This is a genomic window from Vibrio sp. T9 (assembly GCF_003123985.1).
Taxonomy (GTDB): Bacteria; Pseudomonadota; Gammaproteobacteria; order Enterobacterales; family Vibrionaceae; genus Vibrio; species Vibrio diabolicus.
The window spans coordinates 51,248-63,923 of sequence record NZ_NIGY01000008.1 but is presented as its reverse complement, the minus strand read 5'-3'; the positions used below and the strand labels follow the sequence as shown (position 1 = coordinate 63,923).

The following is a 12,676-nucleotide window of genomic DNA, read 5'->3' as shown; positions in this document are numbered from 1 at the left end:
TTAAGTTGCAATCGAGTTCATCGAGAAAGATTTGAACTAACGCAAACTTTAAGTAAATAAATTGTTAATAAAAATTATTCTCAGACGACTACATATTCGGATAGTTAGGGCCACCACCACCTTCCGGCGGTGTCCAGGTAATATTTTGACTTGGATCTTTGATGTCGCAGGTCTTACAGTGGATACAGTTCGCCGCATTTATTTGCAGCTCTGGCTGCTGATCCCCCTGTACGATTTCATAAACGCCAGCCGGGCAATAGCGCTGTGCTGGCTCTGCATATAACTCAAGATTCTGCTCGATGGGAATGCGCTGGTTCGCCAAACGTAAGTGGCACGGCTGATCTTCCTCATGGAAGATATTGGATAGATAAACAGAAGAAAGGCGATCGAAACTTAACACGCCATCAGGCTTCGGATAGACAATTTCATCACTGTTTTCCGCCAATAACAGAGACTGGTGATCGGGCTTATTACAGCGGATATGCCACTTAGCTTTACCTTTTAACACGTTATGTTCCAGCAGCGCTAAGCCACCGCCCAGCCAGGATCCAAAGCGGTGAATGCCACTTGAGAAGTTACGTGCTTGATAAAGCTCTTCATACAGCCAAGACTGTTTGAAATGCTTTTGATAATCAGCAGTAACAGACTGACTCTCAAGGGCTTCACATACTGCTTCAGCGGCAAGCATGCCAGATTTCATTGCGGTGTGCGTGCCTTTGATTTTAGCGCCGTTAATCGTTCCTGCATCACAGCCAATCAACAAGCCACCAGCAAACTGTTGCGTGGGAAGCGAATGGAAACCGCCCTTGGTGATCGCTCTTGCGCCATAACTAATGCGTTTACCATTTTTGAGGTATTGCTCAATCAACGGGTGATGTTTAAAACGCTGAAATTCATCGAATGGACTCAAGTGCGGATTCTTATAATTCAAGTCAACAATCAACCCGACGGCAACTTGGTTTCCCTCTAAATGGTAGAGGTAACTGCCACCTGTGGCTTCGTTTGATAACGGCCAACCTAATCCGTGCACTACTAAACCTTGCTGATGCTGCTCTGATGGGATTTCCCACAGCTCTTTAAAACCGATAGCGTAATGTTGAGGCGTTTTCTCTTCATCAAGATTAAATCGGTTAATCAACTGCTTACCAATATGACCCCGCGCGCCTTCAGCAAATAAAGTAAACTTCGCGCGCAGTTCAATACCAGGTTCGAAATTTCCTTTTTGTTCACCATTTTTGTCTAACCCCATGTCTCCCGTGACCACACCACAAACACGACTATCTTCACCGATGATCGCTTGACTGGCGGTAAAACCTGGGTAGATCTCCACCCCTAAGTTCTCAGCCTGCAACGCCATCCATCGGCATAGACTGCCCAAACTTATTATGTAATTACCTTTGTTATGTAACGTATTAGGCACCGCCCAAGAAGGTAGTTCATGACCATTGATTTCATTGCCTAGATAGTAGGTTTTATCTTGGTTTACTTTGGTATTGAGCGGTGCGCCCTTCTCTTCCCAGTCGGGAAACAGTTCATCCAAACTGCGCGTTTCAAACACCGCACCCGATAAAATATGCGCTCCAACTTCAGAGCCTTTTTCTACCACGCAAACAGAGAGGTCTTGTTCTTTTTCTGCTGCTAATTGTTTGATTCGGCATGCCGCAGACAAACCTGCGGGACCAGCGCCTACAATCAGAACATCAAATTCCATGCAGTCTCTTTCCATGATTGCATTCCTTTTTCTTTGCATGTTGCCAACTTGTTAAGCAACAATATATTTAAAGTTGACGCAAACGTAAAGGTAAATTAACATCATTTTAAAGACGTCATCACATCGTCTTCACTGTAAACACATAGTCTTCACTGTAAAAAGGAATCTAACGTGAAAATACTAGTGCCAATCAAAAGGGTCATTGATCCCTACGTTAAAGTTCGTGTGAAAGCGGACCATAGCGATGTTGAAACCAATAACGTCAAGATGACGATTAATCCATTTTGCGAAATAGCCGTTGAAGAAGCCGTACGACTAAAAGAGCAAGGTATTGCAGATGAAGTCATCGTTGTCAGTGCTGGCGGTAGCCAATGTCAGGAGCAACTACGTACTGCGCTTGCGTTAGGTGCTGATCGCGCTATTCATGTCGATACTGAAGACAAAATAGAGCCATTGGTCGTCGCTAAGCTGCTCAAAGCTCTGGTTGAGCAAGAACAAGCACAGCTTGTGATTACGGGTAAACAATCCATTGATACGGACAACAACCAAGTGGCTCAGATGCTTGCAGCCCTACTTGACTGGCCTCAAGCAACTTTCGCTTCCGACGTTAAGATAGAAGATCAAAAAGTTCAGGTCGTGAGAGAAGTGGATGGCGGCTTGATGACGGTCGCGATGAACTTACCTGCTGTGATCAGTACTGACTTACGCCTGAATGAACCGCGTTTTGCCTCTTTGCCTAATATCATGAAAGCCAAGCGCAAGCCGTTAGATACAATCACACCTGACAGTCTGGGTGTTGAAGTGGTATTTAGCCAAACTATTCAAGAAGTCACACCACCAGCGCAGAGAAAAGGTGGCATCAAGGTTGAATCTGTCTCAGAGCTTCTCGATAAGCTGCGTAACGAAGCGAAGGTGATTTCATGAAGAACTTAATCATAGCGGAACATGACAATAACCAATTACATGCAGACACACTCAAAGTGGTTAATGCAGCAAGACAAGTCAGCCAAGACAATGTTTTGATCGTAGTGGGCCACCAGTGTGAAGAAGTCGCTCAGCAAGCCTGTCGGGTTGATGGTATATCAAATGTAATTTGTGTCGATGATGAACAACTTAAGCATCAATTTGCCGAGAGTATCGCACCTATTGTAGTGAGTATTGCTGAAGGTTTTGACGCAATCTGGGCTAGCTCATCATCAAAAGGGAAGGATCTTGCACCGCGAATAGCAGCGAAGTTCGGCGTTGGGCAAATCTCCGATATTGTCCAAGTTATCGATGAAAACACTTTTATCCGCCCTATTTACGCAGGAAACGCATTTGCAAAAGTGACCACCAGCGACAAGGTCCGCGTCGTCACCGTGCGAGCATCTGCGTTTGAGCCGGTTGCTTGTCACAATCAAGCTGATAGAGAGCATCAGCAGGTCACTATCTCAGAGCCAATGGTTGAATTGGTTTCTGTCGATAAAACCGTGTCAGAGCGTCCTGAATTAAGCGCGGCAGAGGTGGTTGTGTCAGGTGGACGCGGGGTCGGTAGCAAAGAGAACTTCGCGTTGATCGAACAAGTTGCCGATAAACTAGGTGCTGCCATTGGCGCTTCTCGCGCGGCGGTTGATGCCGGGTTTGTTGCCAACGATTTACAAGTGGGTCAAACCGGTAAAATCGTTGCGCCTAAGCTTTATATTGCGGTCGGGATCTCCGGAGCAATCCAACACCTTGCAGGAATGAAAGAGTCCAAAGTGATTGTCGCGATCAACAAAGATCCTGAATCTCCTATCTTTGAAGTTGCCGACTATGGATTGGTTGGTGATTTATTTGAGGTACTACCTCAGCTTGCCGAACAACTTTAAACAATCAGATAAGGGGCGAACACTGCTATATTCGCCCCTTTATTTTGTTTTGGTCATATTCAAAAAGAATTGAAATTAGAGGGACCTATGCAAAATTCTGCACCTATTTGGTCACCATCTGCTGAGCGCATCAGCAATAGCAACTTGCTACGATTTATCGAGACGGTTAATGCGCACCAAACCGAAGATATCTCAATCAATAATTACACGTCTTTACACCAGTGGTCCATTGACCACAATGACGAATTTTGGCGACATACCTGGCATTTCTGTAACGTCATTGGAAATATTGGCTCGCAAGTCAAAAGCCTTGGAGCTCCCAAGTGGACACAGACAGATTCTACTCAGAGCCATGTAAATAGGGACACTGTATGGTTTGCTGACGCCACGCTTAACTACGCAGAGAACCTCCTATCTCAGGCCGAACAAACACCTGAGCGTGAGTTTATCGTTTTTACTAATGAACGCGGTGAACACAGGCAGCTCACTGGTACACAGTTGCTCGAACAAGTGTCTGTCGTTCAGCAATGGCTACTCAATTGTGGTGTTGGCAAAGGCGATGTCGTTGCGGGTTATTTGCCCTACCTTCCAGAAACCGTTATTGCCATGCTGGCCACCACCAGTCTTGGTGCCATTTGGACTTCAACCTCGCCTGATTTTGGTATCGATAGCGTCGTAGAGCGTTTTGGCCAGGTCAAGCCGAAAGTTCTTTTTTGCTGTGATGGCTACCAGTTCGGAGGCAAAGCTTTCGATATGGCAGAGAAAAACATCACTCTTAGCAGCAAGTTAAGCAACGTACCAGAAAGCCCTTCAATTAGCGTATGCCAAATCGAATATATACAAAACGCTAAGAGTGCTAGCACTTCTGACTTTGTGTATTGGTCTGATATTACTCACCACTTTTCTCCAAAACCAGTTCAATATCAATCAACACTGTTTAATGACCCGTTATTCATTTTGTATTCTTCTGGCACAACGGGGCAACCAAAGTGTATTGTTCATTCCGTGGGCGGAACCCTGCTCAATCACCTCAAAGAACACCAACTACATTGCGATATCAAACCACAAGACAAGGTTTTCTACTACACAACATGTGGCTGGATGATGTGGAACTGGCATGTTTCAGCACTTGCGAGTGGTGCTACCTTAGTGATTTACGATGGTAGTCCGGTTTACCCTGATCACTCCGTCTTATGGCGATTAGCGGAAGAACATAACGTGTCACTGTTTGGTACGTCAGCGAAATACTTAGAGGCACTGGAGCATGCGAGCTACTCTCCCAAGTCAGAACATGACCTGAAGTCACTCAAAACTCTGTGCTCAACTGGTTCGGTGCTTTACCCAGAACAATTTAATTATGTCTATCAGCACATCAAGCAGGACTTGCATCTCGCTTCTATCGCTGGCGGCACGGATATTTGCGGATGCTTTGTACTTGGAAACCCTATCTCACTAGTTTACAAAGGTGAATGCCAAGGTTCAGGGCTTGGAATCGACGTGCGTGTTTTGGACGACGAGGGAAAAACCATTACACAGCAACGCGGCGAACTGACTTGCAATAACTCACTACCTAACTTCCCTATTGGGTTTTGGCACGACAACGGCGAACGCTATCACAACGCTTATTGGAGCAAGTTTACCGATATCTGGCACCACGGCGACGATGTGATGCAAACCGAACATGGCGGCTTTATTTTTTATGGCCGTAGTGACGCAACCTTAAATCCAGGCGGCGTACGAATCGGCACCGCCGAGATCTATCAGCAAGTGAACACGTTACCCGAGGTTGAAGACTCCATCGCTGTCGGCAAGTTAAACCAGCAGTCTGAAGAAATCTGGTTACTAGTAAAACTCGCTCACGAGGTCGAGTTAACCCAACAACTCACCGATTCAATTCGCGAAACACTAAAAACAAAATGTTCACCACGCCATGTGCCACGCCAAATTTTTGCTATCAGTGATATTCCTAAAACGCGATCAGGCAAACTCGTTGAACTAGCCGTGAAACAATTGGTGAACGGGCAAGCTGTAAAAAATATTGGTGCCATTGCTAACCCAGAAGTGCTGGAAGAAATTAGCCAGCTTAATCAATAGTGACAATTGGTTAAACAAGAAAAACTTAATCATTACGCCAAATTTTGTAGCCGACCTCTCGCATTGCTCTTCCGAGCAGGTGGGAGGCGATTGGTGCCGTGAGAACGATAAACAACATCGTACCGATAACTCGGGAGATCACGGTGACTTCAGGAATTGAGAAGGCAACTGCTAGTAGTAAGCAACTAACTCCGACGGTACCGGCTTTGGTTGCGGCATGCATTCGGGTATATAAATCTGGCAACCGCAACACACCTAAACTAGCGCTTAGAATCAATAACGTCCCTAAACATAAAAACAGCCCAATCAACACATCCATTATTCTTTCTCCTTCCTTTTAACGATCAAACGCGCAAATGCGATTGTGCCAAGAAATGCGACCAAACCTAATGTAATGGCGATATCTAACAAGGCATCCTCACCACTGTCTAAGGTGTAAACCGTAATAAAACCGATGGTGATAAATGAAATCAAATCTAACGCCACAACTCGGTCAGCCAGCGTTGGTCCTAAAATTAAACGGAAGAAAGCCATAACAAAACTGAGTAATAGCCCTGCATAGGCAAAAGTGACACTTATTTGCAGCCAACTATCCACGCGTCACCTCCAAAATTCGATGCTCTAATCCGTTTTTAATTCCACGAATAACTTCTTCATGCTCAGGAGCAAACATGGCATGAACGATAAGATGCTTTTTATCAGGCGTAACGTCCAAACTGAGTGTGCCCGGTGTTAACGAAACCATATTCGCAAGTAAGGTGATTTCAAGGTCGGAATCGACGTCCAAAGGGACACAGACGATATCTGGCTGGCTCAAATGCGTTGGCGTCACAACATCCCACACGACTCTTGCAACCGATATGATCATTTCATAAGCGAAGTACACCAGTAACTTTAATGCCGACGCAAAACGTCGAAAGTAGCTGGTTTTTAATCCAAATGGTTGGCTCAACCGTAAGGCAAAAAAACCGACCGTAAATCCGACAATAAAATTCAAACTCGAATAACTGCCGTTTAACATCATCCATGCTAATGCTAAGAAAAGATTGAGGAATAGATAGATCATAAATTTCCTCCCAATACCGCTCGAATGTATTCATTCGGATTTAACAGTTGTTCAGCGGCTTGAACAGAAAACTGATAAAAAGGCTCCGCCACCAAGCCTATGATCAACGTGAACATGGTCAATACGGCAATTGGAACGAAATACAACCAATGTACTTTGACTTGCAGAGTCTGTTCTGTTTTCTCCCTAACCGGCTTTTTCCAGAATGCCTCACTCCAAATTTTCGTCATCGAGTAGACGGTAAGCAGCCCAACCAATAGCGCGGTACCGGCTAACCAGTAATATTCAGCCTGTAAACTCGATTTGATCACCAAGAATTTGCCCCAGAAACCAGAGAGCGGCGGAAATCCTGCCAGAGAAAACGCAGGGACAAGAAACAAGAACGCTAACCAAGGCATTGCTTTATATACCCCGCCCAAATGTTCAAGTTGACTAGAGCCATATTTGCGCTCAATAAAGCCACCGATTAAGAACAAATTTGCTTTTACAATGATGTGATGAACAATGTAGAAAATAGCGCCAGCCAAAGCTAAAGGAGTGTAAATCGCCAACCCCATTATCATGTAGCCTATTTGGCTAATAATGTGAAAAGAAAGAATTTTCTTAATGTCGAATTGACTTGCCGCCCCCAAAACGCCCGTTAACATGGTGAGGCCAGCAATCCAAATCAACGTCGGCTGCCAACCACTCTCGGCGAGCGGAAATACTAATGTGAAGACTCGTATTAACGCGTATACGCCGACTTTAGTAAGCAACGCAGCAAACAGCGCAACCACACCACTTGGTAAGGTATGATAAGAAGCTGGCAACCAAGCAAATAAAGGAAAGAGTGCCGCTTTGATAGAAAAGGCAAACAAAAACAAGGCGGACAACATCATGTTGATGCTCAGTTCGCTCTCTCCCGCTTTGGTATAGAGATCGGCCAAGTTCAAGGTGCCCGTTGCGCCATACAACAAACCGATGGCAAGTAAGAACACTAGCGTCGAAATCAGGTTCAACATCACATACTTCACTGCCCCATCAATTTGAGTTTTCGTTGCATCTAATATCATTAAACCAAATGACGCGATGAGCATGACCTCGAACCAAACATACAGATTAAAAATATCTCCGGTGAGGAACGCGCCATAAACACCAGCAAGCAACACGTGCGTCAACGCATGGTAATTGCTATAGGAAGGTTTTCGGTGAAGGTCCGCCATGGCATAGAAAACACATATCGCACCAATCACTGCCGTAATCATCACCATGGCAACGCTGAAGTAATCTGCGACAAAGACGATACCAAACGGTGCTTGCCACTGGCCAAAAGCAACGGCTTGAATACCATTACTTATGATGTTTTCTGTGAGAAGGCCTGTGACAACAAGGTTCAAAATCGCACTCGCGCCACTTAACCACTCAGCACTTTTTGTTGAGCGACGTACAAAGAAAATGGTCAGCGCCGTACTCAATGAAAGAACAACAGGTAGCGTCAGCAAAATCGAACTCATTGACCCTCCTCAGAACGTTGCATTTCGTCGACGTCTGCGGTTCCAGAGTCTTTATAAGCTCGATAGAACAACATTAAAGCAAAAATAAGTAGCCCAAAACCGATGACTATCGCGGTTAAAATTAGCGCTTGAGGTAATGGGTTTGCTGCGCCATCTGGTGGCAAAAGAGCATTATCGCCAATCAGTGGCGGCTCTCCAGGAGTCAGCCTTCCCGCGGTAAAAATAGCAAGGTTAACCGCACTGCTGAGTAACATGATACCGAACAAAAGACGCAAGATATGTTTTTCTAGCATTAAGTAAATGCCTGCGGCGACAAATACTCCAACGACAACACTCCAGACTATTTCCATCACTCTAGCTCCTCATTAATACGAAGCAGCATCCCCATCACGCCACCTATAACGGCAAGATAAACACCAACATCAAAAACCAACGGCGTACCTAGTGGTATCACATCTTTCCACCACAACCCGGTTAAAAACGGTTTATCAAACGCAAAGCTCAAAGCTCCTGATATCAAGCTCAATGCGATGCCAAATAACGCAATGAAAAACGGCTTGAAATACAATCTAGAACGAACGTATTTCGGTGATTCCGCGAACATGAGAAGCGATAAGCCAATAACGGCAATCAATGCACCAATGAAGCCACCACCCGGTTCGTTATGACCACGTAATAACAGATACACTGAGAACACGAGCATGAGCGCCGCGACGATATGTGCCGTGGTTGCAAAAATTAATGATTGAATACGGTTTTGCTTTTTCGCTCTTGTCTTAAGCAAGCTCACTGCTGCAATCCCAGCAATGACAACGACGACAACCTCTCCCAATGTATCAAACGCACGAAAGTCGACGAGAATGACGTTGACAATATTGCGACCATGCCCGCCTGGGACACTATTTTCCGCAAAGAATTCAGACACCGATGAATCCATCGGCTGGGACGTGATTCCTAACAAGAGGAAAGTAATCGAAACACCTATCACGCCCGCTATACAAACATTCGCCAATTTGCGTTTTATTGAATGCTTGGGCACGGTGGTTAAACGCGGCATATGACGCATTAACAATGCTAAAAAGACCACCATTAATGTTTCCACTAACAGTAAAGTCTTCGCGACGTCCGGAGCACTGTAGATCATAAAAACAAGCGTGGTCATAAAACCAATCATACCTAGCGCAGAAATCGCAAGAAGCCTTGAGTGAGACAACGTACATACGATCGCTGCACCAATCAGCAATAGGGCAATGCCAATCTCATAGAAAGCCACGTTTGAAAGCTGTTCAAACAAAGGCAGAGGAATAAATGCTACCTGACCAAGTAAAGCGACGGCGAGTACCGCGAAAAATAGCAGGACATAACGACTCAACTTCTTTTGCTGCAACAGCGCCGTTTGCCACTGCGCCAGTGTCATCATGTCATCTAATAGTCGTTCAAAAACATTCTCCGCTTTGGGGACGAATAGATGTAACCGCTGAAAAAATGCAGACACAGTAGGATAAACACGGTACACCACATACCCCAATACTAGCGTGACAACGCTTAGGACCAGCGGTACATTCACACCATGCCATAATGATGTCACTTTAATATCGGCTGCAGGCAGAATGTCAGCAGAGCCAGGAAAGATGATGTGGTGATCTAACCAATTTAAACCGACTAACGGAACGATGAGACTGCCAAGTGCCAGGAGCAAAGGCGAGATCCACATGGCTTTTTTTGTCTCAACTGGCTTCGTTTCAATTGGCACGAGATCACGGCGAGCAAAGAATGGTCTCGCAATAAGCATAATGGTTAGCGCAACCATCAATATATTGACCATTAAAAGTACAAAGGCGATCCAGTTATTGAGCTCTACTGCGGATTTGTACATGTATTCTTTGCTCAAAAAGCCTAACAACGGCGGGAATCCCGCTTTAGACAATGCAGCCAAACTCCCCGCAACCATGCTGATGACGAGCACTGACTTCAAGCCGTACAGTTGATCAATATCTCGTGTTCCTGTCGCTTTGTCGATATTGCCCACCACCATAAACAGCGCTGCTTTATAGAAAGAGTGAGCGAGAATAAACATCAATACTGCACTCACGGCCAAATCTGTGCCCATACCTAGTAATAATGTTAATTTACCCAAAGCAACATTCGTGCTGTAGGCTAGCATCAGCTTCAAGTCAGTTTGTTTTAATGCGACAAACGTGCACCAAACGGCGGTGATACTCCCTGTGATCACTAGGGCATAAAACCAAACCTCGCTATGAGCATAAACTGGCGATAAACGCGCTAACAAGTAAATGCCCGCCTTTACCATTGTTGCCGAGTGTAAATACGCACTGACTGGAGTGGGCGCTGCCATCGCGTTAGGTAGCCAAAAATGAAACGGGAACTGCGCAGATTTAGTAAATGCACCAAGTAGTATGAGCACTAGAGATGGGATAAACCATTCATGCTGCGCAATAGTGTCCGCCTGAGCGATGATCGTATGTAGCTCATAACTCCCTGCCATCGCTCCCAACAAGATAAGGCCAGCTAACAACGCTAATCCACCAGCACCTGTAACGATCAACGACTGCAGTGCATTTTTTCGTGACGTTTTGTTTTCGTGATTAAAACCAATCAGTAAGTAAGAAGTGATGGTGGTGAGTTCCCAGAAAACGAACAACAATAGGATGTTATCGCTCATCACAATCCCTAGCATGGCAAGCATGAATAGGGTTAGGTATAAATGAAAGGAAAATCGGCTATCACTCTCTCGTAAGTAAGCCAAAGCGTATATTTGGATCAGTGCGCCAATCCCGCTGATCAGCCCGGCAAAAAGGAATGACAGACCATCTAACCTAAAGCTGAAGTTAATATCGAGGCCAGGTATCCATTCCGCATTCCAGCTTACGCCTGCGGGTGTGTAGATGTAAAAAAGAAAAGAGAAGATTAAAATTGGCAGCACAGGGAAAATCAGTAAGACCAACTGATTATCGGGATTTTTCGGCAGGTTTTCTTTACCCGTTATGCTATTCAACATCGCAGCCCATTCATTTTTATAAGAAAGTTCGCCCTATTTGGCGCAAAGATAAAAAGCTCCACTTGATTGTTTTAGCCCAAGTATTTCAAAAAAGATCATAAAACCAAGGGATAAGTAGCAAACAGCAATCACTGAATGCTACTTAAAGGAACGTTAATACAAACAGCTACTTGCTGTCCGCTACGGTGTAAGAACGTAGATCACTACTTACGTGTTCTCGACTGAATGTGTATGGATTATCGTCATCAGTTAACTCGAACGCATCGTAGGTGCAGTCACCGATATCATTTCTCGGACAAACATAAACGTTCGAACGTTCTATCATTTCTGTGTGGCATTTCGGGCATAGGTTTTTCATGTCACTCTCCTCTGATAACTTATTGATACACTGATAATTCCATGTTCTAGAACTCCGTCTCCCTCCTTTACCTAAAACAACCACTTAAACCTAGGTTTGTTACACACCAATTACTGAATCGGCGATACAAAACCATCGGGCTTAAGAGCGACCAAACTACAGTTTATAGATTGCAAAATGTTTTCAGCCGTATTACCAATGACGTAGCCAGATATCCCAGTTCTCGCTAAGGTACCCATGACTAGAACGTCCACTTCTATGCTTTCTACGTAATCCGGGATTTTTTCATCAGGCTTTCCGTGTAAATGATGAATCACAATTTCACCCGTAATCCCCGACTCTTCCAGCAGTTGTTGTAGAGCTTGTTTATGATCGGCTTTTGCTTTGTCGAGTTCATGTTTCAACTCAGCATCGTCGACTTGAATCCAAGCATTGTCATGTAGGTAATTCTCTAAGTAATATTCCCAGCAAGAAATCACATGTAAACGACTGTCACAGGTGTCGGCTATTGAACGAGATAATTCAAGTAAACGCACCGCTAATGAGTGCTGTTCATCGCTCGCCGTTAACGGATCTATAGCAACAGCCACACGGCGTTTGTCTCTCGGCTTATCAATCGGTCGGTGTAACCATAATGGACAAGGACATTTGCGTAACAGTGTCATATCAATGGCTTTGAAGCCTTCAGCGCCTTCACCGAGTGGTTCAGCTTCTTTGATGATAAGATCTTTGTTGTCAGCTAATGCTTCTTTAATAATACAGACAGCGGGTTTTTCACTGCTTTTCACAGTAAGAGGAAATGCCAGATCATCTTCAGAAAGATCGAGCTTCTGTCTGTATTCCTGAATGCTTTGTTTGAGGGAGTCTTGTAGCGATTGCTCATAACTTTGCTGATACTGGAGCATATCCGCGGGGAAGTCGGGGCACGCAATTAGCCCTGAAACAGGCACTTTGTTGCTGGATGCGATCCTCATCGCTTGTTCGAGCGCCTCACTATGACCAGGCAATCCTTGTGTTGCAAAAAGTATGTTCGCGAATCGTTTCATACACACCTCCTTGTTTGGTTAAATATTAACCACCCACAAAGT

12 protein-coding genes are annotated in these 12,676 nt (G+C 44.9%); 3 read left to right on the top strand and 9 right to left on the bottom strand.

Annotated features, from left to right (window positions below; genetic code table 11):
* Positions 1–88: 88 nt before the first annotated feature.
* On the bottom strand, positions 89–1,726 hold the full coding sequence (locus CBX98_RS17055) for an electron transfer flavoprotein-ubiquinone oxidoreductase (protein ID WP_109169831.1): 1,638 nt from the start codon (positions 1,724–1,726) through the stop codon (positions 89–91).
* Positions 1,727–1,882: 156 nt separating this feature from the next.
* Between CBX98_RS17055 and CBX98_RS17050 the strand changes: the two genes are divergently transcribed.
* From CBX98_RS17050 to CBX98_RS17040, 3 genes are all read left to right on the top strand, one after another.
* Positions 1,883–2,635: an electron transfer flavoprotein subunit beta/FixA family protein gene (locus CBX98_RS17050; RefSeq protein ID WP_005386149.1), complete on the top strand. Its 753-nt coding sequence runs from the start codon at positions 1,883–1,885 to the stop codon at positions 2,633–2,635.
* On the top strand, positions 2,632–3,558 hold the full coding sequence (locus CBX98_RS17045) for an FAD-binding protein (protein ID WP_109169830.1): 927 nt from the start codon (positions 2,632–2,634) through the stop codon (positions 3,556–3,558). The genes CBX98_RS17050 and CBX98_RS17045 overlap by 4 nt, the downstream gene beginning before the upstream one ends.
* A gap of 87 nt (positions 3,559–3,645) precedes the next feature.
* On the top strand, positions 3,646–5,652 hold the full coding sequence (locus tag CBX98_RS17040; protein WP_109169829.1) for an acetoacetate--CoA ligase: 2,007 nt from the start codon (positions 3,646–3,648) through the stop codon (positions 5,650–5,652).
* Between the two features lie 25 nt (positions 5,653–5,677).
* Here CBX98_RS17040 and mnhG read toward each other — a convergent pair whose 3' ends face one another.
* The 8 genes from mnhG to CBX98_RS17000 all read right to left on the bottom strand — a co-directional run bounded on the left by mnhG (position 5,678) and on the right by CBX98_RS17000 (position 12,634).
* Positions 5,678–5,971 carry a monovalent cation/H(+) antiporter subunit G gene (gene mnhG / locus CBX98_RS17035; protein WP_109169828.1) on the bottom strand — a complete coding sequence of 98 codons (294 nt, stop codon included), beginning with the start codon at positions 5,969–5,971 and terminating at the stop codon, positions 5,678–5,680.
* Positions 5,971–6,249, bottom strand: coding sequence for a cation:proton antiporter (locus CBX98_RS17030; RefSeq protein WP_005392606.1), 279 nt, complete (start codon positions 6,247–6,249; stop codon positions 5,971–5,973). Before CBX98_RS17030 ends, mnhG begins: the two co-directional genes overlap by 1 nt.
* Positions 6,242–6,718, bottom strand: a complete 477-nt coding sequence (locus tag CBX98_RS17025; protein ID WP_109169827.1) for a Na+/H+ antiporter subunit E — start codon at positions 6,716–6,718, stop codon at positions 6,242–6,244. The genes CBX98_RS17030 and CBX98_RS17025 overlap by 8 nt, the downstream gene beginning before the upstream one ends.
* On the bottom strand, positions 6,715–8,211 hold the full coding sequence (locus tag CBX98_RS17020; protein WP_109169826.1) for a Na+/H+ antiporter subunit D: 1,497 nt from the start codon (positions 8,209–8,211) through the stop codon (positions 6,715–6,717). Before CBX98_RS17020 ends, CBX98_RS17025 begins: the two co-directional genes overlap by 4 nt.
* Entirely contained in the window at positions 8,208–8,561 is a 354-nt protein-coding gene (locus CBX98_RS17015; protein ID WP_109169825.1) for a Na+/H+ antiporter subunit C, read from the bottom strand. Before CBX98_RS17015 ends, CBX98_RS17020 begins: the two co-directional genes overlap by 4 nt.
* Positions 8,561–11,230, bottom strand: coding sequence for a hydrogen gas-evolving membrane-bound hydrogenase subunit E (gene mbhE, locus CBX98_RS17010; RefSeq protein WP_109169824.1), 2,670 nt, complete (start codon positions 11,228–11,230; stop codon positions 8,561–8,563). The genes CBX98_RS17015 and mbhE overlap by 1 nt, the downstream gene beginning before the upstream one ends.
* Positions 11,231–11,396: 166 nt before the next feature.
* The gene (locus tag CBX98_RS17005; RefSeq protein ID WP_005392611.1) at positions 11,397–11,588 is read right to left on the bottom strand and encodes a hypothetical protein; all 192 of its coding nucleotides are present in this window, start codon (positions 11,586–11,588) and stop codon (positions 11,397–11,399) included.
* A gap of 110 nt (positions 11,589–11,698) precedes the next feature.
* Positions 11,699–12,634, bottom strand: coding sequence for a universal stress protein (locus tag CBX98_RS17000; protein WP_046875927.1), 936 nt, complete (start codon positions 12,632–12,634; stop codon positions 11,699–11,701).
* Between the last annotated feature and the right edge of the window lie 42 nt (positions 12,635–12,676).